We start from the raw sequence: 19,870 nt of genomic DNA, 5'->3' as shown, positions 1-19,870 counted from the left end.
CGAGGCATCGACGACCAACACGGTCAGTACTTGCGATCGGCGTCGCGCAATTCCTTCCAACCGAGGCCACCGAGCGTCGTCCCTTCACGCAGCTTCCGGAGCTTTTCAATCGCTGCAGACACTTTCGCCTTCCGCGCCGTCGCGATCGGCATCAATCGCGCGACAGGCTTGCCACGTCGCGTAATCAAGATCTGTTCGCCCTGTTCCACGCGTTCCAGAAGCGCAGAAAATTTGGTCTTGGCCTCAAAACTTCCGACGATAGCCATGCTTACCTCTCTACCAACTAGTTTAATCAACTAGTTGGTCCGTCGCAAGATACGTGGCGGACAGAGTCCCGGTCGGGCCCCTGAGCCCAGTCCCTAGTTGGGTAGCCCGAGTCGCACCTGGCCGATGATGACATTGGCGATCGCGAGCAGGTCGGCCATCTGCGGCGAGGCGTACAGGTCCTTGTAGATCGTCGTCAGCAGGTCGGCCTGTGCCGCGCTCGACATGCCCGGCTTGAACGAGGCGCGGAAGCGGCTCACCTCCGGCGTGTAGATCTGCTGATGCAGCTCGGCCACGACGAGGACGCAGGGCGCGACGTCGTCGCGCAGATCGCCCTTGTTGCGCTTGAGATCGCCCAGGATGGATTTCTCGATGATGTGGTGTGCTTCCAGGGTCTTCCTGGCGTAGAAGTCGGCAAAGACGTCGAACAGGTCACTGCGCCTCGGCGTCTGTGGCGGGTTCACTCCCTGGCGCATGGCAATCAGGGCCGGGTTCACCGGACGGGGCACCGCCACCGCGATCTTCTTGCGGAACCCTCCTGTCGGCTGCTCGCCGGTCGGCGGCAGGTCGGTATGGCGCCGGCCGAAGCAGCCATCCTCGAAGCTGGTCCGCGCCGTGGCGTCGACGCGAAAGGAACGCGCCAGCTCCTTCAGCTTCTCGTAGGGCCCGATCACCCAGAAGCGCTGGTCGGGGCCCGCCGGAGTCGTGAACGGCACCGGATTCTTGGTCAGGTAGGCATCGAAGCGGTCGTCAGGCTTTTGCGGCAGGCAATTCATGGTCTTGATCTGGTTCCAAATCATCCAGCCCTCCATGACGTGACAAGCCGCTTGGGCGACACAGGAATGGCCTGGAACGTGCCTGAGCGGATGACACCTGTCTCAATTGCCGGCAGGCATCCACAGCGGCCACATCCCAAGGGGGTGATGCGTTCTCATGCGTGCGTTTGCGAATCCATTGAATGTCGCCTTCTTCGCCGCGCCCGGAATGGCCGCGGCAACCGCTACGCTAGGCCGGACTCGCGACAATTTTGCGGTCGTGCAGGCGCGCGATCTCGTGATCGGGCAATCCCAGGATGCCGGACAGGATTTCGTCGGTGTGCTGGCCGAGCAATGGCGCCGGTCGAGGCGGCTGGCGCGGCACGGCGCCGAACTGCAGCGGGGACGCAGCGACGGGATAGCGGCCGATGCCGGGCTGGTCGAGGATCGTGAACATCGGATTGTCCAGCACGTGGGCCGGATCAGCCGCCAGCTCGCGGAAAGTCTGGTAGGGCGCCCACAGCGCCCCCGCCGCGACGGGCGATGGCCTCGAGCACCTCCTGCGCGCGGGCATCGGCCCCGTCGTCGCCGTCGACGAAGCGTAGCGGCCGGCCGTGCACGACGGCCGTGATCTCTCGCCCCGCGAAGGCCTCGGCCTTGTCCTTCAGATGGCGGACGAAGATCTCGACGACCGTGGCGAGCGGCACCTTGCGGCCTCCCAGGCTGGTCTCCTCGTCGATCAGGGGCGAGCCCAGGATCGATTTGAGCGCCCGCATCAGCCGCCCTTCGGTCTGCCCGACATAGGCCGCGATCGCCTCGTTGCCGAACAGCACCCGACCTTTGGTTTCATAGTCGAAGAACACGGCGCTCGGCATCAGGGTGCTGCCCGCTTCGATTGGCGCCAATGCGGCTGCCCCGTCGCGCGCGACCCCGATCGCCGAGTTCGACGTCCCGAAATCCAGTCCGCAAGCGATCATCTCTGTCCCCTTCAGGTGCGAAGGGGATCTCATCCATTGAGAAGCCTCGCATGTTGCCAGACTGTCTCCTTTCGCCTAACCGCCACGGCGATAGCGGGATGCTCGCATCGCTCCCCCTGACCTTTTCAAAAACCAACTCGACCCGATGGTCCGCGGCCCGCTAGATCCGGCCCGCCTCCGCGCGCCGCCGGGCACGCCGGCTGGCGGCCGACAGAACGGCGTCGGACAACCACAGGGGCAACAGGCTCTGCAGCGCGATCAGCCAGCGCAGCTGCCACGGAAAGATGCAGCGCGGGCGGCCGCGTGCCACGTCCCGGGCGATCCGGCGCGCTGCCCGATCGGCGGTCCAGCACCAGGGCCGTGCCATGCCGAGCGAGCGGCTCATGGGCGTGTCGATGAAGCCCGGCAGGACGTTGGTCACGCGCACGCCGTGCTCGCGCACCAGCCGGCGCAGGGCATCACCGTAGATCTGCACCGCCGCCTTCGACGCGCAGTAGACCGGCGACTGGGGCAGGCCGATCGCGCCCGAGATCGAGCCGACGAGCACGATGTGCCCGGCTGCACGCGACACCATTCGCGACAGGAGCGGCGTAACCGAGTTGATCATGCCCGCGGTGTTGACCGAGAGGATGCGACGCGCGAGCGCTCCATCTTCGCCGTGAGGCGGCGGCAGCACGGCCGAGCCTCCCATGCCGGCATTGGCGATCAGGATGTCGATCCCGCAGTCGGCATCCCGTGCGACGAGCCAGTCGTGCATGGCCGCGGGATCGACGACGTCGACCGTGCAGGCGTCGACCTCCGCCCCCCTTGCCCGGCAGGCTGCGGCGACGGCGGCGAGCCGGCCCGGGTCGCGGCCGGCCAACGAAAGGCGGCAGCCCTGCGCCGCATAAAGCTCGGCCAGCGCCCGGCCGAGACCGCTCGAGGCGCCGGTGATCGCGACATGGCGCGTCGCACCCGGCACGGCCCCTGCCTTACGTTCCCTGCCCTGCGCCATGTCGTCGCCCGGATTCGAAGCGTGTCGCTGGCGGACGTGGCCAGCGTTGTCTAAGAATACCGGCTGAGCCCGGCATGCCGCAGCAGCGCCTCATCGCAGCCCGTCGCCTCGAGCCCCGATGTCCCTCGTCCTCGAACCCGTAAGCTCGCCCGCGGCCCTGAAGGAATTCATCCGCCTGCCGGCCCGACTTTACGGCCGATTCCCGGCCTATGTGCCGCCGCTCAACATGGAACGGCGCGGCTTCCTCGACGCGAGCAAGGGTCCGTTCTTCAAGCACGGCAGAGCTCAGTACTGGATCGCGCGCCGGGACGGCGTCGCCGTCGGCCGCGTCTCGGCGCAGATCGACGCGGCCCAGCCGGCCGGTACGTTCGGCGACGCCGGCCTGTTCGGCTGCCTCGATGCGATCGATGACGACGCGGTCGTGCGCGCCCTCATGGAGACGGCGGAGGCCTGGCTGCAAGGCCAGGGCCGGGAGCGCGCCTTCGGTCCGTGCCTTCTTTCCATGAACGAGGAGCCCGGCCTTCTCGTGGGCGGGCACGACGAGCCGCCGCTCATCATGGTGCCCTGGCATCCACCGTACCTCGCGCCGCGCCTCGAGGCCTGCGGTTACGCGGCCTGCCGCGAGCTGCACTACTGGCGCCTCGACGGGCTTGCCGCAAAGCTCGAGGAATTGCAGCGTACCCGGCGGCCGGCCGAGGCGATCCAGGGCCTGACCATGCGTCCGCTCGACCTGCGCAACCTCGCCGGTGACATCGAGATCATGCGCACCGTCTACAACGACGCGTGGAAGGGCAATTGGGGTTTCGTGCCGCTCGAGCCGGACGACCTCAAGGGCCTCAGCAGCGACATGAAGCCGTTCGTGCAGCGCGACTGCGGCCTGATCGCCCTCAAGGCGGGCAAGCCGGTGGGCGTCGCCATGATCCTGCCGAACCTGTTCGAGATCACCGCTGACATCGGTGCCGATCCCTCGCCGCTCGGCTGGGCCAAGCTCGGCTACCGCACCTTCTTCCATCGCTTCCGCACCGGCCGCATCATCCTGCTCGGCGTGGTGTCGGAGTATCGCCACAGCGTCGGCGGCGCCGTGCTCGCGATGGCCATGGTGCGCGAGATCATCGACCGCTTCGCCGACTACCGACACGGCGCCGACTGGGTCGAAGCCGGCTGGGTGCTCGACAACAACCAGCCGCTGCAGAAGCTGCTGCGGCAGTTCGGCTTCGCGATCAAGCGCACCCTTCGCCTTTATGGTAAGCAGCTCGTGGCCCCCTGACCGGACGCCGCCGGAGATCCGATGATGACCGACGACACGACATCCGTCCCTCCCGCATCGCAATGGCCCACGCTCGACGACCCTCGGCTCCTGGACAGGATCATCGACGTCATCGCCCGCGAGGGTCGCGTCGAGCGCGACCGGATCGCACCGCAGGCGACGCTTGAAAGCCTCGACCTCGCGTCGATGGACGTGGTGACCATCCTCATGGCGCTCGAGGACGAGCTCGGCGTGTACCTGCCGATGGACGCCAAGCTGTCGTCCGCGCGCAATCTCGGTGAACTCATCGCGGCGATCGCCGAGGCGGCGCACCCGGCACCCCGGCAGGCCTGACGACTGCCCCACTACGCGGGCCCGCTTGTGCCCAGGTTGCGTGCCACGGCGTCGACGGCCCGGCCGATTTGATCCTCGCTGTGGGCACTGCTGACGAAGAAGCGCAGCCGTGCCTTGTTCTCCGCGACCGCGGGAAAGCCGATCGGCAGGGCAAGAATCCGCTCGGCCAGCAGGGCGTGCGACAACCTGACGGCGGCGCGCGATTCGCCGACGATGACCGGCACGACGGCGGATTCGGGACTCGCCGTTCCGAGATCCAGCCCCGCGCGGCGCGCCAGCACATGAAACAACCGTGCCCGGGCCTGCAGCCGCTGCACGCGCTCGGGCTCACGCTGCAGCACCCCGAGGGCGGCAAGGGCCGCCGCGGCATTGGCGGGTGTCATGCCGACGCTGTAGACGAAGCCTGGCGCGGTGTGTCGCAGGTAGGTCACCAGCTCGCTCGAGCCGGCGATGTAGCCGCCGCAACTCGCAAACGACTTGCTGAGCGTGCCCATCCAAAGATCGACAGCGCCAGCCGGCACTCCCGAATGCTCGGCAATGCCGCGGCCGGTACGGCCGAGCACGCCCATGGAATGCGCTTCGTCCACCATCAGCAGTGCATCGGCGCGGGTCTTGATGTCGACCAGCCGCGTCAGGTCCGGGATGTCGCCGTCCATGCTGTAGACACCCTCGACGACAATCAACGCCTGGCGGGCGTCCCTGCGGCGACGCCGCAGGATGTTGTCGAGTGCGTCGAGATTGTTGTGCGGGAAGGGCACGGCCATTGCGCCAGCGAGGCGGGCTCCCTGCTGGACGCTCGCATGGATCAGCGAATCATAGACGATCAGATCATCCTTGCCGAGCAGGTGGCCGATCGTATCGACGTTGGCCGAGAAGCCGCCGACGAACACGATGGCATCCTCGGCGCCGATCCATTGGGCGATTCCCCGTTCGAGGCGGCGGTGGACCGGACGCTCGCCCGAGACCAGCCGAGAGGCCGAGACCGACGTGCCGAAGGTCGCGATGGCGTCGATCGCCGCGCGTGACACCTCCTGGTCGCCGGACATGCCGAGGTAGTTGTAGCTGCAGAAATTGTCGAGCACCGTGCCGGCTCGCCGGGCCCGATCGGCATTGATGCCGTCGAAGCTCTGCAAGAACAGGTCGCCGAGGCTCTCCACACCATCGCCTTCGTAAAGCTGCCTGAGAGCCGCGTACTCCGGCGGGATCTGGAAGCCTCTTGCCGCACGCCGGGCGGGCGGGCGCCCTCTCTCGCGGAGAAGCTTTTCCAGCAGCGCCCGCTTCTGCAGCGCCGAAAGCGAGGCATTGTCGGACGTCGAATCATTCATCGCCAGCCTCGCCGGTTTCGAGCTCGCGCAGCAGCATGTCGACCTCGTGGTCGCTGAGGTCCTCGACCCGTACGTCGCCGGCGTCGGGCAGCGCCGCTGCCGCGTTGCGCGACCCGTTCGCCGCCGCAGGTGCGGTTCCGACGATGCCGGCGACCTCGGCGACCAGCTCTGCGGTAGTGACGTCCGGCCGCAACATCGACATGCGCGTCAGTCCATGGCCGGTCGCACGCTCGACGGCGACGATCAGCTCGACGGCCATGAGCGAGTCGAAGCCGAGAGCCTGCAGGGGACGGTCGAGCTCGAGGCCCAACGGGTCGATCCCCAGCACCCCGCACACTTCGCGGACCATGATCTGCTCGAGATGACGGTAGCGCTCTTCGGGCGAGGCATTCGGGGCGAGGTCCGCCAGTGCCGCCGTGGCATTGCCTGCATGGCCTTCGTGGCTCGCCTGGCCGCCGTCGACCAGGCTGAAACACGGCGATGCGGACACCGTCCGGGAGAATTGCCTCAGCGTCCTCCAGTCAACGGAGGCGGCATAAAGGGAGGATGCGCCCGTGCGCAGGCCATGGGCAATGGTGGTCCAGGCCCGCTCGGGTTCGAGGTCGTACACGCCCTGGCGGACGAAAACATCCTGGATGGCCTGATTGCGGGCCACGTAACCCGTGGCACCGATCGCGCCCCAGCCGATCACCAGGGCAGGAAGGCCCATGGCGCGGCGGTAGCGTACGAGCGCCTCGACATACTCGTTCGCCGCAGCGTAGTTCGCCTGGTCGCGGTTGCCGAGCAGGGCCGACATCGACGAATAGCAGACGAAGAAATCCAGGGGATCGTCCAGGGTCGAGCGATGGAGATTCCAGGCACCGTCGGCCTTCGGCGCCAGCACCGAACGGATCTGGTCGGCCGTGAGATCGAGCAGCGGCGCATCGCTCAGCACCATGGCCGAATGCACGATCCCGCGCAGCGGCGGATGATCGCGCCGCAGCCTGATGACGAGTTCCTGCACCTGCGCCGGGTCGGCGATGTCGGCCGCGACGGCTTCGACCTCGACACCGGCGGCTCGGAGCTCGGCAAGGGCGGTTGCCGCTTCGGCAGTCGCCGCCCCGCGCCTGCCGACCAGCACCAGGTGCCGTGCGCCGCCGTCCGCCAGCCAGCGCGCCGTCGCCAGGCCAAAGCCCGTCAAGCCGCCTGAGACGAGGTAGGTCGAATCGCCCCGCAGCTTCAGTCCGCCCATGCCGGGCGCCAGATCGACCGCGCCGGCAGCCCCCGACACCACGAACTTGCCGACATGGGCCACCTTCCGGAAGCTGCGCACCGTCTCGGAGAGCCGTTCCGGCGGCGTTTGCCGGTAGGGAACCGGTCGCAGCACGCCACGCTCGAACAGGGGCGCGAGCTCTTCGAGCAACCCCGATACGTACTCCGGATCGGCGATGGCGACGGCGCCGAGATCGAACGCGGAGAACAGGATGCCCCGCTGTAGCGCGCCATACTCGAGCTGTGCGCCGTAGTGCATGTTGCGCAAGTCCACGAGGCGCCCGCTTCCCGTCCGCAGAAGCCGGATGTTGTGCCGATTCATGTCGGCAGGAAGAGTGTTGAGGATTACGTCCACGCCCTGTCCTGCGGTGACTTCCAGGACCTCGCCGGCAAAGGCGGCGGATCGCGAGTCGCCGACATAGTCGACGCCACAGGCGCGCAGGTAGGCCCGCTTTTCGTCGTTGCCGGCCGTGGCCAACACCCTGCCGCCCAGTGCGTGCGCGACCTGAAGTGCGGCCAGGCCGAGGCCGCCGGCGGCGGTATGGATCAGGACCGTCTCGCCCGCCGCCAGCCGCGCCTGCTTCTTCAGCGCAGGGGGCCGTCGATGGTCATCGACACCGCGTGCTCGTCGTCGTTGGTGGCGGTGCACATGGCATGCCGCAGCCTTCACGAGGGCGAAGCGGACCTCGCGGTCGCGGGCGGCGTCTCCCGGCCCTCCGAACCGTCGGGCGGCAACGCCTGGTCGGGCAACTGATGGACGACGACAAGCGGCGCGCCGAACCGCTCCCGGGCCTCGGCGCGCAGTCGCGCAATCATGGCAACGAACAGGTCCGCCTGCCGCTCCTGGCGCCGTCGAAGCCCGATCGCCCTGGCGAAGGCAAATCGCTCGCGCGCCTGGTAGGCGAGGAAGTCGAGCGGATTGCGCCAGCGGTGCTCGAGAAAGGTTCCGGTGTAGCGCAGGGCCCGATCCTCGAGCTCGTAGCGCGGCGCGTTCTCGAGCCATGGCTCATCGCCCGATACGCGCGCCAAGTCCATCGACGTGATCCACGTCACCACCGCCTTGACCGGCTCATTGGCGTAACGATCGAACAGGCCCGCTTCGAAGGCGCGCGCCATGTGGTTCGCACCGTACCCGGGCACGGACAGGTTGGACGTCCGAACCTTGAAATCGTTCGCCTTCGCGAACTGCGCGGGCAGCGTCTGATCGTCGTCAACCCCCTGGCCGAAGATGCAAGACCCGCCGATGAACAGGAAGACGGGGGCCTGCGGCGGGCCGTTCGGCGTGATACGCCAGCCGTCGGCACCGATCGTATAGGTGGCTCGATAAATCGTTTCATCACCCATCGTGGCCAGGGCACGAACCGTGATGCCCGGGCGCAGCCGGTAGCCCAGAACCGGATCGGCCCCAGCCCAGGTCGCGAACTCGGGCGTGTAGACGACGCCCTCTGCGACCGGCCTCGGCCACAGCCACAACGCCATGAGATCGAGCAGTGCCAAGCCAACGGCCAGGGCCGACACCACCAGCGCCCCGCTGCGCCAGCCGTTGCCGCGCAACAGGACGATGCCGGCCAGGCCGAGGAACACCGCCAGGCCACACAGCAGCAAGGTCGAGGTCAGGCCCACCACACCGACCACGAGCGCGGCGACGAGCACGGCCGTGATGCCAAGATTGCGGCCCAGCGCTGCAGCCGACTTCAAGCTGCTCTCCGCCGCCTTGCCCACCACGGCGCAACACCGGGGCACGGGAGCCGGCCGCGCCGGTTCCCGGCCCGGGCAAGACGCGGCCGCGAACGCCGGCAGGCCCGCTTCGACCGCGAGACGCCGCTCCTTCCCGCGACCTCGTGGTCCACCTGCCGAGCCCCGGATGCCGGTTGATGGGTGTCTTCGCGGTTCATTCGTATCGCGCACGCATCCGTGCAATCATCGCCGCAGGCGCCGCGCAGCCCTTGATTCAAGTCAAGCCGTACCCCGCCCGTTCTGGCAAAGGATCAAAAGGATGCACAAGAGCGTCCAATTCGAGGTCGCCGCACCGGCACGCCGCCAAGACAGACCGATGTCGAGCGAAGTCCGCCAAGCCATCCTGCCTCTCGCACTGCGCCGCATCGGGCGTCGCCAGGATTTCGAGCGTGCCGGCCTGCTCATGGAATCACTCTCGCGCCACTGGTGCGACCCCAGCCCTTTCCAGATTCATGTCGTGGCTCCCGCTGGAGACGTCGACACCTTGCGCGCCAGCCTGCCGCGCTTCGCCAACATCGATGTCTCGGTGCGGTCGGAAAGGGATTTCTTCCCTCTCGCCAGCGGCTTCCACCTGATGCCGGGCTGGTATCGCCAGCAAATCGTCAAGCTCGCCGTCCCGGCACAACTGGGCTTTGGTGCCTACCTGACGCTCGACTCCGATGTCTGCTGCGTCGGCGACTTCGACGCGGCGACCTTCATCGCCGGCGGACGCCTGCTGTCGCGATGGGAGCCGAAGGAGCATCACGCCTGGTGGCGCCGTGCCGCCGACGTGGTCGGCATGCCGCACGACGACGCCAGCCATGGGCTGTCGGTCACGCCGAACATCCTGCACGGCGATCTCGCCGCGCAGACACTGGCCCATTTCCGCGACCGTCCGCTCGGCGCACTGCCCAGCCTGGCCAGCCGGATCTATCTCCGCTTCGGCGCGACAGCATGGACGGAGTATTCGCTCTACACCTGCGTCGGCCAGCTCAGAGGCAACCTGTTCGACCATCACGTGCACTGGGAAACCTACTACGGATCCAGCGTCAGGCTCTTCTCCGAGCACACCTGCATCTGGAGCGCCGAGGATTTCGAGCGCCTCGCCAGCCGACCGGCCGGCGGCGATCCCGGCGGCAAGTTCATCATCGTCCAGAGCCGCGCCCGCGTTCCGCTCGAGCGCGTGCGGGCCTACTGCCTCGGCTTCTCGGGCTGATCGGCCGGCTTTCGCCCACAGGATTGATCCAGCGCAAGAATCGGGCGGCCGGCCCGTGAATAATGGACCATCATGGCGGTCTCTTCGGAAACCCTCGTGCAGGTTACGACCGGCGTGCTGCCGCTGGCGGCGAACGCGCACGGCCGGTCCGGGGACGTCGAGCGCGCTGCGTTTCTGGCCTCGACACTGCACGACCGATGGCGGGACGACACCCCCTTCCGCCTTATCGTCGTGACACCGGCACGGGATACCGCAGCGGTCGCGGCTGCACTGGAATCAACTCCGCATGTTCGGATCGAACACTGGACGGAGGAGGCATTCTTCGGCGAACGCGATGCCTTTCATGGACTTCCCGGCTGGTGGAAGCAGCAGATCATCAAGCTGGTCGTCCCGGCGGTGTTGCGTGTCGGGCCCTATTTGACCTTCGACGCCGACGTGGCGTGCCTGCGCGACATCGACGGCCGGACATTCGTCCGCGACGGCCGTTTGATGTCGCAGTGGTATCGCCAACACCGGAATGGCTGGTGGGCGGCGACGACCCGCCTGCTAGGTCAGTCCTACCATCCCACGGCGTCGGGCTTCGACGTCACACCCAACGTGCTTCACAGCGACTTGTCGGCACACGTGATCTGGCGCCTCGCGGCGTCGTGGCTTGGCCTGCGTGGCGTTGCCATGACGGCGGTGCCTGGCGTGATCCGCCGGGCGGCCACGGCGCGATTGCGGCATTGGTATGAAGAGGCGCAGACCCGCGCCCGCGCCGGGCAGGCGATCCACGAGGACACGTGGACCGAGTATGCCCTCTACACGTTGCTGTCGGGCGACAAGCTGCTGCAATGGCATGTCAAGCCGACCGACGACATGCCGCTGCTCGCGCACGATCTCAGCGTCTGGTTTCCCGACGAGCGGGAACGCCTTTGTCTCTATACGCCGTCGATGCGGCCCAGCGCTCCCTTTGCGGTTCTGCAAAGCACCAGCGGCGTCTCGCTCGCCGAAGTCAAGGCGGCCGTCGGTCGCCTGCCCCGGGACAAAAAACATGCTTGATACAGTGATCGTCGACGTTCTCGCGCTGGTGTTCTGGGGCTGCGCGATCACCAGCGTCTTCTTCATGGCGATGTATATCGTCTTCCTGCGCATGCACGTGCGCCTGCGGCGGCGCGGCCGCGAAGAAGAGGAGCGCCTGCTGGCGCTTGCCCCACCACCTGACGAAGAGCTGCCGCACGTCGTGGTGCAGATCGCCAGCTACAATGAAGGCTTTCTCGTGCGCCGCGCCGCCGAGGCCGCGGCCCGCCTGGAATGGCCGATCGATCGCCTTCACATCCAGATCTGCGACGACAGCACGGACGACACGCTCGCCATCGCCCACGCCGTGGCGGGCGAACTGCGCGGACGCGGCTTCGATGTCGCGGTCCTGCACCGCAAGGTGCGCGACGGCTTCAAGGCCGGCTCGCTGGCCGCCGGCGTCGGGGCGACGCCCCATCAGTACTTCGCGATCTTCGACGCCGACTACGTGCCGGCGCCCGACTTCCTGCGGCGTTGCATGCCGGTGCTGCTGTCGGACGCCACGCTTTCCTTCGTCCAGGCGCGCATCGACTACCTCAATCCCGACGTGAATGCCCTGACGCGCGCCCAGGTGCTTCTGTTCGATCATCACACGGGCGTCGAGCAGACGACGCGCTCGTGGGACGGCCACGCGCTGCCCTTCAACGGCACCTGCGGCATCTGGCGGCGCGCCGCGATCGAGGCGGGCGGGGGCTGGCGCGGCGACACGCTGGCCGAGGATCTCGACCTGAGCTACCGGGCTTGGCTCGCCGGATTCCATGGCGTGTTCCTGGCGACCGTGACGGCGCCGGGCGAGCTCCCCACGACCTTCCGCGCCTGGGCGAGCCAGCAGCGTCGCTGGACGAAAGGCTTCAGCCAGATCGCCTATCGCATGATGGCCGCCCTCTTCCTCGGCCGCATCGAAGGGACTCGACGGCGGATCGTTGTCTTCACCCATCTCAGCCCGGCCCTGCTGGCGCCGGTGTCGGCGCTGGCGACGGTGAGCGGCATCGCGCTCCTGATCCTGCGATGGGATTGGGCGCTCTGGCTGTTCGGGACGGGCCTGTTCCTCTTCTACTCGGGATACGGACTGGCGCTGGCCGGCCTGCTCATCGCCCAGCGAACCCTGCACGGCGACCGCGCGAGGTCCCGCCACTTCGTGCAGGCATGCGCCCAGGCCCTCGGCCTGCGCTACTACCTCGACATGATCGCCACCTACTACCTGGCGCGCGACCTGATAGCCCGGCAACCGGTCGAGTTCGTGCGCACGCCCAAGCAGCATCCTTCGACGCCGCACCGCATCGCCGGTCCGGAGAAGGCGGAATGATGTCCGGCACGCGATCGGCCATTGTCGGCATAGGCTGCGTCTCTGCCCTGGGATTGGACGTGACGTCGTTCTGGTCGGCGCTCAAGGCCGGGCAATCGGGTGTCGGCCCGCTGCGCTTGCCGCGCTACGAGAACCGCTTCGTCCGGGTCGCGGCCCAGGTGCCGCCATTCGACGCTGCCGCCCACTTCGCCCCGCACGTTCTTCCCGCGCTCGATCCGTCCAGCCAGTACGCCTTGCTCGCCATGCGCGAGGCGGTCGCGGGCAGCGGTCTCGACCGTGCCAGCTTCGCCAGCCCCCGTACCGGCGTGATCGTCGGTACGGGGGCCGGTGGCACTCAGACCATTACCGAAGCAGCCTATTCCTTCTACGTGGCACAGGAGAAGCGGACGTCGCCCAATATCGTGCCGAGCCTGATGCCGAACGCGGCGGCAAGCCAGATCGCGTTCGAGCTCGGCGCGCAGGGACCGACCTTCGCCGTCTGCACCGCCTGCGCGTCGGGCAATCACGCAGTGGCGCTTGCCCACATGCTGTTGGCCACGGGCGCAGTCGATCGGGTGATCTGCGGCGCCACCGAGGCTGTCGTGCATCCCGCGGGCATGCGCGCCTGGGAGGCGCTGCGTGTGCTTTCTTCCGATACCTGCCGGCCGTTCTCGCGCGATCGCAACGGCATCGTACTGGGCGACGGCGCCGGCATCTTCGTGCTCGAACGAGCAACCGACGCGCGGCGGCGCGGCGCCCGCATCTTCGCCGAAATCGCCGGCTTCTCCCTGAGCGCCGATGCCGGCGACCTGCTACGGCCTGATCGCGCACGCATCGGCCAGACCATGGCGGACGCGGTCGCGGCGGCCGGCCTCGAGCCTTCCGACATCGGCTACATCAATGCCCATGGCACCGGCACGATCCTGAACGACGTCACCGAGAGCGAGGCGATCGAGGACGTGTTCGGCGAGCATGCCCATCGCCTGGCCGTTTCCGGCACCAAGTCCATGCACGGCCATGCGCTGGGGGCGGCGTCCGCCCTCGAGCTCGTGGCCACGGCGCTGGCGCTCGGCGAGCAGATCGTGCCGCCGACCGCCAATTGGCTGGGGCGCGACCCACGATGCCGCCTCGACTACGTCCCCAACCAGGCACGCCCCTTGCGGTTCCACGCCGCCCTGTCGAACGCCTTCGCCTTCGGCGGGCTGAACGCGACGCTAGCCGTGGTCGCCGCAGAATGAGCGCACGCCGCGCAGAAGAATTCGTCCGCTTCCCGGTACGGATCGACCGCGACGATGTCGCGCGCTTTGCCGCTGCTGTTGGCTATGGCGCAACGAACCAACCACTCGTGCCGCCAACCTACCCGGTCCGGCTGCTGGCCACGCGACCGGTCGAGGACCGCCTCGCAAGACTCGCTTCAGCCGAAGGCGGCGCGCCGGTTCACGTCGGACAATCGTTCGACCAATCGAGGCCCCTACGGATCGGCGAAGCGCTCGAAGCGCGCGTCCTGCTCGGCTTCGACGGCGAGGGTGCGCGACGTCAGGCCCTGCTGGTGCTCGAGCTGCACGATGCCGCCGGAAGCGTGGTCAGCCGCGCCGAGTCGCGCTTCGTGTTCCTGCGCGCCGCCGCCGCATGAAGCCTCCGGCAACAGGCGATCGCCTGCCCCGCGCGGCGCTGGGGCCCTTTGGGCGAGACGACGTCGAGCGCTATGCTGCCGCATCCGGCGATTCCAATCCGATCCACGTCGATCCGGCGGCAGCCAAGGCAGCAGGCCTCACCGGACCAGTCGTGCAGGGGATGCTGCTGGCGGGCCATCTGGTCCGCATCGCCGAGGCCTGGTACGCCGACGGCACCATTTTGGCGGCCCGCGCCGTCTTCGTTCGGTCTGTGGGACTCGGTGAGAGCCTGACTGTCGATGGTCGGGTCGTCAGAGTCGAACGACAGACGCCTTGGTCATGCACGCTCCGGCTGATCGCGAGAAACCCGCAGGGCGCCATCGCAGCAGTCGTGGAAACCTGCCTGACCGGCGAGCCGGGCCCGGCCGGACCTGGCGCCTGAGGCGGCGGTCCGAGGGTCGGTTTCGGCAAGGTCAATGCGACAGCCTTGGGAGCGAGCGCAGCGCCGTGGTCAGTCAGCCGATGCCCCCGCCAGCGCCGAGGAATTGCGCGTCGGACATGACCCTAAACTGGCCCCCCCACGATCTTACGGTCGTGCAGCCGGGCGATCTCGTGATCGGGCAGGCCGAGGATGCCCGCCAGGATCTCGTCGGTATGCTGGCCCAGTCGCGGCGCCGGCCGCGGCGGCTGGCGTGGCACCGCGCCGAACTGCAGCGGCGAGGCGGCGACCGGGTAGCGGCCGATGCCGGGCTGGTCGAGAACGGTGAACATCGGATTGTCGAGCACGTGCACCGGATCGGCCGCCAGCTCGCGGAAGGTCTGGTAGGGTGCCCAAAGCGCCCCGGCTTCCTTGAGCGCCGCGCCGACCTCCGCGGCCGTGTGCGCCGCCACCCAGGGCTCGATCACCGCGCAAAGCTCGGCGCGCGCCAGCCAGCGGCCGGCGTCGGTCTTGAGGTCGAGGCCCTTGCCGCGTTCGATGCGGGCGAAGGCTTCCGTGAAACCGCCGGCCTTCGCCAGCGCATCGACGTGCCGGTCGGAGAAGATGCAGATCATCACGAAGCGTCCGTCGCGCGTCCTGAAGTCGCGGCCGAACGTGCCGAAGATCTCGTTGCCGAAGCGCGGCCGGTCGACCTTGTTGATCACCGCCTCGCCGATGTAGCCCAGCGCCGCGGTGGCGGCGAGCGCCATGTCCTGCAGCGGCAGGACGATGCGCTGGCCCTCGCCGGTCAGCCGCCGGTGCCGCTCGGCGGCGAGGATGGCCATGGCGCCGGCATAGGCGGTGGCGAGATCCCACGGCGGCGCCACGGCATTGACCGGTCCCTCGTGGCCGACCGGTCCCGTCACCAGGGGAAAGCCCGTGATGGCGTTCACCGTGTAGTCGACATGCGCCGTGCCGTCGCGCGCCCCGACGATGTTGAGCGCGATCAGGTCGGCGCGCTTCTTGGCGAGCTCGTCGTAGGCAAGCCAGCCGCGCGCCGGCATGTTGGTGGTGAAGATGCCGGCGCCCTCGCCCGGCGCCGTGATCAGGGCGGTCAGCAGCGCGCGGCCCTCGGGCGAGCGCAGGGCGACGGCGATCGAGCGCTTGCCCTTGTTCAGCCCGGCCCAGTAGATCGAGCGGCCGTCCTGCGTCACCGGCCAGCGGTCGTTGTCGAGCCCGCCCTCGATGTCGTCGAAGCGGATCACGTCGGCGCCCAGCTGGGCGAGCGTCATGCCACCGAGCGGCGCGGCGATGAACGCCGAGCCTTCGACGATGCGAAGGCCGGCGAGGATTCCGGTCATTGTGCGTTTCCCGTGTCTTGTCTTGCTATCTGATGCCGAGATTGTTCTTCCGTTTCTCCAGCCACCATCCGTACTCCGGCGTCCACATGCCGAAGTCGCCGTCGCAGCCCAGCTCCTGCGCGGCATGCAGGGCCCAGAACGGGTCGTAGAGCGCCTGCCGGCCGATCGCGATCAGGTCGGCGTCGCCGGCCTGCAGGATCGCCTCGGCCTGCGGTCCGTCGAGAATCAGGCCGACGGCCATGGTCCTGATGTCGGCCTGCCGCTTCACCGCCGCGGCGAACGGCACCTGGAAGCCGAGGCCGCGCTTGACCGGCAGCGCGGTCGACAGCCCGGTGAGGCCGCCCGACGAGCAGTCGATGACGTCGACGCCGATCTCCTTCAGCGCCTTGGCGAAGACCACCGTGTCCTCGACCTCCCAGCCGCCGGCGCCGTCGACTGTCGAGACGCGGATGAACATCGGCTTGTGCTCGGGCCAGTTGGTGCGCACGGCGCGCGCCGCCGCGAGTGGAAACTTCATCCGGCCGGCGCGATCACCGCCGTACGCGTCGTTGCGCTTGTTGCTGATCGGCGACAGGAACTGCGCCAGCAGGTAGCCGTGCGCGCCGTGGATCTCGATGACGTCGTAGCCGGCGGCGTCGGCGCGCCGCGCCGCCTCGCCGAACTTCCTGACGATGTCCTCGATTTCCGCCGCCGCAAGCTGGCGCGGCACCAGCCATCCCTCGGCAGCCGACAATTCGGAGGGGCCGACAACCTCCCATTTCTTCCAGCCGGCTCCCTCCGGGCCGAGCTGGCCCGGCTTGTCGAACGAGCGCGGCGTCGAGCCCTTGCGGCCGGAATGGGTGATCTGGGTGCCGGCCAGCGCCCCCTCCTGTTTGAGGAAGCGGACAAGACGCTTGTGGCCTTCGATCAGACCATCGTCCCACATGCCGAGATCGCCCTGGGTGACCCGGCCGCGCGGTTCCACGGCGCAGTTCTCGGTGAAGACGATGCCGAACTTGCCCAGCGCGAACTTGCCGAGATGGACGAGATGGTAGTCGTTCACCTGCCCATCGGTGGCGCGATACTGCACCATGGGCGACACGACGGCACGGTTGGGAGCGGTGACGCCGCGCAGCTTGAGAGGCTGGAAGAGAAGCGGTTTCTGCAAGGGTGGTCCCCCGGACGGGATGGCTTGTGCGGGTCCGGAACATAGACCGGACGATGGCCCGCGGCCTATCCTTCCCTCCATGTTTGACCTCGTCATCCGAAATGGAACAGTGATCGACGGCTCGGGCCAGCCGCGCCGCATCGCCGATGTCGCTGTGCAGGACGGCCGGATCGCCGCCGTGGGCCCGAAGCTCGGCGCCGGCCGGCGCGAGATCGATGCCGCGGCACTGATCGTGGCACCTGGCTTCGTCGACATCCACACCCACTATGACGGGCAGGCGACCTGGGATCCCTTCCTCACGCCGAGCGCCTGGCACGGCGTCACGACCACGGTGTTCGGCAACTGCGGCGTCGGCTTCGCGCCGGTGCGGCCAGGCGCGTCGGGCTACCTGATCAACCTGATGGAAGGCGTCGAGGACATTCCCGGAACCGTGCTCAGCGAGGGCGTGAAGTTCGACTGGGAGTCCTTCCCGCAATATCTCGACGCCCTTGCGGCGATGCCGCGCGCCGTCGATGTCGCGGCCCAGCTGCCGCACGGCGCGCTGCGCTTCTACGTCATGGGCGAACGCGGCGCCGATCATGCCGAGGTGCCGGGCGAGCACGAGATCGAGGCGATGGCCCGCCTCACCGAGGAGGCGCTGTGCGCCGGCGCGCTGGGCTTCACGACCTCGCGCACCACCAAGCACAAGGCGAAGGACGGCCGCTTCACGCCCTCGCTCAGCGCCCGCGAGGCCGAGCTGCTGGGCATCGCCGCCGGCATGAAGCGCGCCGGGTGCGGCGTGCTGCAGGTCAACTCGGATTTCGGTCCGGGCGAGTTCGAGGCGCTGGAAGCGGCCGCTGCGCTGGCTGGTCGGCCGCTGTCCTGCCTGTTGGTCCAGGTCGATGCCCAGCCCCGGCTGTGGCGCGAGACGCTGGACCAGATCCATGGCGTGCGCCGCGCCGGCCGCGCCGCCAACGCCCAGGTCGGCTCGCGGCCGATCGGCGTCATGATGGGGCTCGAGACCACCGCACATCCGTTCGCCGCCCATCCGGCCTGGCTCGAGATGCGCCGGCTCACGCCCGCCGATCGCCATGCCCGCCTGGTGGTGGACGCCGAGTTGCGCCGTCGTCTGGTCGAGACGCCGAGCGGTGATGGACCGCGCGCCTTCCTGGCCGACTCGTTCCACAAGATGTTCCCGGTCGGCGAGCGGCCCGACTACGAGCCCGATGCCGAGAGCTCGATCGCCGCGATCGCACGCAAGACCGGGCGCTCGCCCCAGGCGGTGGCGCTGGACACGCTGATGTCATTGAACGGCAAGGGCCTGCTGATGCTGCCGTTCGAGAATTACGCCTACGGCAACCTCGACGTGGTGCACGAGATGATCACTGACAGCGCGACGGTGCTCGGCGTCGCCGATGGCGGCGCCCATGTCGGCGTGATCTGCGATGCCTCGTCGCCGACGTCGCTGCTCACGCTGTGGGCGCGCGACCGCCGGCGCGGCCCGAAACTGTCGCTCGAGTTCCTGATCGCTAAGCAGACGCGCGGCACCGCCGAAGCGTACGGCCTCCGCGACCGCGGCCTGCTGGCGCCGGGCCACAAGGCCGACATCAACGTGATCGATTTCGACAGCCTGGCGCTGAAGCGCCCCGAGGTCGTCTACGACCTGCCAGCCGGCGGCCGCCGCCTGATCCAGCGTGCAACGGGTTATCGCCACACCTTCAACGCCGGCGTCGAGACGGTCTGCAATGATGAGTTGACGGGTGAACGGCCGGGGCGGCTTGTGCGCGGTGCCGAGGGTTTGTCAACCTGAGCGCGTTCCCCTTCCTTTCGCGCCAATCGTCCCCATGTTAGAAGGGATTCGCGATGACCGACGAACCCATCAACCTCATTCTTACGCGGCTCAACCGGATTGACGAGAACGTCACGCGCTTGCGCGATGACATGCGGGACGTAAAAGCGCGGCTGACGTCCCTCGAGGTCTCGGTTTCCCTTCTGCACGGGGATTTCTCAGGTCAATCCAACCGGATCGACCGTCTCGAGCATCGACTTGAGCGTATCGAGAACCGCCTCAACCTGCGAGACGCCTAAACTTCCGCTCTCCTGAGCAACTCCGCAAGGCGCGCCTCATAGCCAGGAATGTTGCGCTTGAGCGGCGCCAAGAAGTGGCTTTCCGGCCCGTCCATCGCCCGCATGCGGGCAAGCCAGTGCCGCGCCTTGTCTGGCTGACCGAGGGACACTGCACAATAGGCGAGCGCCTCGAACGTCGGCCGGAAGATCGGTCGGACAGCGGGAGCGGACAACCAACCGGGCGTCAGCGCCGAGACGGCGGGTGCGAACCAGATCTGGCTCGGCCTGATGATGCTGGCGCCCGGCGGGCGCACCAAGGCCCATGTGCACGAGCATCACGAAACCGCGATGTACATGATGGGCGGAGAAGGGCTGGAGCTTTGGACCGGCGACGACCTCGAGCATTTGCGAACGGGTGCAGCCTGGCGACTACGTCTACATTCCGGCGAACATGCTGCACGTTGCCGTCAATCGCGGAGCGACCCCCGCCATCTTCATGGGGTCGCGCAACGAGGCATCGGCCGCCGAAAGCGTCGTCATGCGCCCGGATATGGATGCACGGGTGCCGTGACCTCTGCTCTCCTCCCCAGCTTCGCCGGGGAGGCGTCTCCATAGTGCGTGAAGCCCTGTGCTACACCGTCATGTGACGGCGAACCGCCTCCTGGTCGAACGTCTCGCGGGTTCCCGACATCACGATCTCGCCGCGGTCCATGACGGCGAAATCGTCGGCCAGCTCGTGGGCGAACTCGAGGTACTGCTCGACCAGCAGGATCGCCATGTCGCCGCGCTGGCGCAGGAAGGTGATGGCGCGGCCGATATCTTTGATGACCGACGGCTGGATGC

The 19,870-nt window shown here is 68.1% G+C and carries 23 protein-coding genes and 1 pseudogene; 12 read left to right on the top strand and 12 right to left on the bottom strand.

What is annotated here, in order from left to right; all coding sequences use genetic code 11:
- Nucleotides 1–23: 23 nt before the first annotated feature.
- The 5 genes from AB7O82_RS27635 to AB7O82_RS27615 all read right to left on the bottom strand — a co-directional run bounded on the left by AB7O82_RS27635 (nucleotide 24) and on the right by AB7O82_RS27615 (nucleotide 2,990).
- Nucleotides 24–266, bottom strand: coding sequence for a type II toxin-antitoxin system Phd/YefM family antitoxin (locus tag AB7O82_RS27635; RefSeq protein ID WP_428620661.1), 243 nt, complete (start codon nucleotides 264–266; stop codon nucleotides 24–26).
- Between the two features lie 93 nt (nucleotides 267–359).
- Complete coding sequence (locus tag AB7O82_RS27630) at nucleotides 360–1,064, bottom strand: hypothetical protein (RefSeq protein WP_428620659.1); 705 nt, start codon at nucleotides 1,062–1,064, stop codon at nucleotides 360–362.
- Nucleotides 1,065–1,269: 205 nt separating this feature from the next.
- The gene (locus AB7O82_RS27625; protein WP_428620658.1) at nucleotides 1,270–1,593 is read right to left on the bottom strand and encodes a CoA transferase; all 324 of its coding nucleotides are present in this window, start codon (nucleotides 1,591–1,593) and stop codon (nucleotides 1,270–1,272) included.
- The gene (locus AB7O82_RS27620) at nucleotides 1,502–1,996 is read right to left on the bottom strand and encodes an Hsp70 family protein (protein WP_428620656.1); all 495 of its coding nucleotides are present in this window, start codon (nucleotides 1,994–1,996) and stop codon (nucleotides 1,502–1,504) included. The genes AB7O82_RS27625 and AB7O82_RS27620 overlap by 92 nt, the downstream gene beginning before the upstream one ends.
- Before the next feature lie 160 nt (nucleotides 1,997–2,156).
- Complete coding sequence (locus tag AB7O82_RS27615; RefSeq protein ID WP_428620655.1) at nucleotides 2,157–2,990, bottom strand: SDR family NAD(P)-dependent oxidoreductase; 834 nt, start codon at nucleotides 2,988–2,990, stop codon at nucleotides 2,157–2,159.
- A gap of 118 nt (nucleotides 2,991–3,108) precedes the next feature.
- Here AB7O82_RS27615 and AB7O82_RS27610 point away from each other — a divergent pair, with 118 nt between their 5' ends.
- Complete coding sequence (locus tag AB7O82_RS27610) at nucleotides 3,109–4,257, top strand: hypothetical protein (RefSeq protein ID WP_428554432.1); 1,149 nt, start codon at nucleotides 3,109–3,111, stop codon at nucleotides 4,255–4,257.
- Between the two features lie 21 nt (nucleotides 4,258–4,278).
- Complete coding sequence (locus tag AB7O82_RS27605) at nucleotides 4,279–4,590, top strand: acyl carrier protein (RefSeq protein ID WP_428554435.1); 312 nt, start codon at nucleotides 4,279–4,281, stop codon at nucleotides 4,588–4,590.
- A gap of 11 nt (nucleotides 4,591–4,601) precedes the next feature.
- Here AB7O82_RS27605 and AB7O82_RS27600 read toward each other — a convergent pair whose 3' ends face one another.
- Both AB7O82_RS27600 and AB7O82_RS27595 read right to left on the bottom strand, forming a co-directional pair.
- Nucleotides 4,602–5,915: an aminotransferase class I/II-fold pyridoxal phosphate-dependent enzyme gene (locus AB7O82_RS27600; protein ID WP_428554438.1), complete on the bottom strand. Its 1,314-nt coding sequence runs from the start codon at nucleotides 5,913–5,915 to the stop codon at nucleotides 4,602–4,604.
- Complete coding sequence (locus tag AB7O82_RS27595; protein WP_428620662.1) at nucleotides 5,908–7,686, bottom strand: SDR family NAD(P)-dependent oxidoreductase; 1,779 nt, start codon at nucleotides 7,684–7,686, stop codon at nucleotides 5,908–5,910. The genes AB7O82_RS27600 and AB7O82_RS27595 overlap by 8 nt, the downstream gene beginning before the upstream one ends.
- Before the next feature lie 21 nt (nucleotides 7,687–7,707).
- Here AB7O82_RS27595 and AB7O82_RS27590 point away from each other — a divergent pair, with 21 nt between their 5' ends.
- Nucleotides 7,708–7,920, top strand: coding sequence for a beta-ketoacyl synthase N-terminal-like domain-containing protein (locus tag AB7O82_RS27590; RefSeq protein WP_428620653.1), 213 nt, complete (start codon nucleotides 7,708–7,710; stop codon nucleotides 7,918–7,920).
- On the opposite strand, the gene AB7O82_RS27585 is transcribed toward AB7O82_RS27590, so the two are convergent.
- Entirely contained in the window at nucleotides 7,833–8,891 is a 1,059-nt protein-coding gene (locus AB7O82_RS27585; protein ID WP_428620652.1) for a hypothetical protein, read from the bottom strand. The genes AB7O82_RS27590 and AB7O82_RS27585 overlap by 88 nt on opposite strands.
- A 328-nt stretch (nucleotides 8,892–9,219) precedes the next feature.
- Between AB7O82_RS27585 and AB7O82_RS27580 the strand changes: the two genes are divergently transcribed.
- The 6 genes from AB7O82_RS27580 to AB7O82_RS27555 all read left to right on the top strand — a co-directional run bounded on the left by AB7O82_RS27580 (nucleotide 9,220) and on the right by AB7O82_RS27555 (nucleotide 14,497).
- Nucleotides 9,220–10,098: a DUF6492 family protein gene (locus AB7O82_RS27580; protein ID WP_428555139.1), complete on the top strand. Its 879-nt coding sequence runs from the start codon at nucleotides 9,220–9,222 to the stop codon at nucleotides 10,096–10,098.
- Between the two features lie 72 nt (nucleotides 10,099–10,170).
- A complete protein-coding gene (locus tag AB7O82_RS27575) occupies nucleotides 10,171–11,139 on the top strand; it encodes a DUF6492 family protein (protein WP_428620651.1) in 969 nt (322 codons plus the stop codon).
- Nucleotides 11,132–12,463 (top strand): glycosyltransferase, encoded by a 1,332-nt coding sequence (locus AB7O82_RS27570; protein WP_428620650.1) that lies wholly within the window; start codon nucleotides 11,132–11,134, stop codon nucleotides 12,461–12,463. Before AB7O82_RS27575 ends, AB7O82_RS27570 begins: the two co-directional genes overlap by 8 nt.
- Nucleotides 12,460–13,680, top strand: a complete 1,221-nt coding sequence (locus AB7O82_RS27565) for a beta-ketoacyl-[acyl-carrier-protein] synthase family protein (protein ID WP_428620648.1) — start codon at nucleotides 12,460–12,462, stop codon at nucleotides 13,678–13,680. Before AB7O82_RS27570 ends, AB7O82_RS27565 begins: the two co-directional genes overlap by 4 nt.
- Nucleotides 13,677–14,075 (top strand): hypothetical protein, encoded by a 399-nt coding sequence (locus tag AB7O82_RS27560; RefSeq protein ID WP_428620647.1) that lies wholly within the window; start codon nucleotides 13,677–13,679, stop codon nucleotides 14,073–14,075. The genes AB7O82_RS27565 and AB7O82_RS27560 overlap by 4 nt, the downstream gene beginning before the upstream one ends.
- Nucleotides 14,072–14,497, top strand: a complete 426-nt coding sequence (locus AB7O82_RS27555) for a MaoC family dehydratase (RefSeq protein ID WP_428620645.1) — start codon at nucleotides 14,072–14,074, stop codon at nucleotides 14,495–14,497. Before AB7O82_RS27560 ends, AB7O82_RS27555 begins: the two co-directional genes overlap by 4 nt.
- Before the next feature lie 122 nt (nucleotides 14,498–14,619).
- Here AB7O82_RS27555 and AB7O82_RS27550 read toward each other — a convergent pair whose 3' ends face one another.
- Nucleotides 14,620–15,834, bottom strand: a complete 1,215-nt coding sequence (locus AB7O82_RS27550; RefSeq protein WP_428620643.1) for a CoA transferase — start codon at nucleotides 15,832–15,834, stop codon at nucleotides 14,620–14,622.
- A gap of 25 nt (nucleotides 15,835–15,859) precedes the next feature.
- On the bottom strand, nucleotides 15,860–16,981 hold the full coding sequence (locus AB7O82_RS27545) for an NADH:flavin oxidoreductase/NADH oxidase (protein WP_428620641.1): 1,122 nt from the start codon (nucleotides 16,979–16,981) through the stop codon (nucleotides 15,860–15,862).
- Nucleotides 16,982–17,090: 109 nt separating this feature from the next.
- Here AB7O82_RS27545 and AB7O82_RS27540 point away from each other — a divergent pair, with 109 nt between their 5' ends.
- Entirely contained in the window at nucleotides 17,091–18,770 is a 1,680-nt protein-coding gene (locus AB7O82_RS27540) for an N-acyl-D-amino-acid deacylase family protein (RefSeq protein WP_428539091.1), read from the top strand.
- A gap of 53 nt (nucleotides 18,771–18,823) precedes the next feature.
- Nucleotides 18,824–19,048, top strand: a complete 225-nt coding sequence (locus tag AB7O82_RS27535) for a hypothetical protein (protein WP_428539089.1) — start codon at nucleotides 18,824–18,826, stop codon at nucleotides 19,046–19,048.
- On the opposite strand, the gene AB7O82_RS27530 is transcribed toward AB7O82_RS27535, so the two are convergent.
- Nucleotides 19,045–19,344 carry a hypothetical protein gene (locus AB7O82_RS27530; RefSeq protein WP_428620640.1) on the bottom strand — a complete coding sequence of 100 codons (300 nt, stop codon included), beginning with the start codon at nucleotides 19,342–19,344 and terminating at the stop codon, nucleotides 19,045–19,047. The two genes, AB7O82_RS27535 and AB7O82_RS27530, sit on opposite strands and share 4 nt — an antisense overlap.
- A gap of 98 nt (nucleotides 19,345–19,442) precedes the next feature.
- Between AB7O82_RS27530 and AB7O82_RS27525 the strand changes: the two genes are divergently transcribed.
- Entirely contained in the window at nucleotides 19,443–19,598 is a 156-nt protein-coding gene (locus tag AB7O82_RS27525; protein ID WP_428620638.1) for a hypothetical protein, read from the top strand.
- A gap of 60 nt (nucleotides 19,599–19,658) precedes the next feature.
- Here AB7O82_RS27525 and AB7O82_RS27520 read toward each other — a convergent pair.
- Nucleotides 19,659–19,870: pseudogene (locus tag AB7O82_RS27520) on the bottom strand (ABC transporter ATP-binding protein); the annotation flags it as partial.

The sequence above is a fragment of the Reyranella sp. genome (assembly GCF_050185545.1).
Classification (GTDB): domain Bacteria; phylum Pseudomonadota; class Alphaproteobacteria; order Reyranellales; family Reyranellaceae; genus Reyranella.
This window is presented reverse-complemented; position numbering and strand designations above follow the sequence as displayed.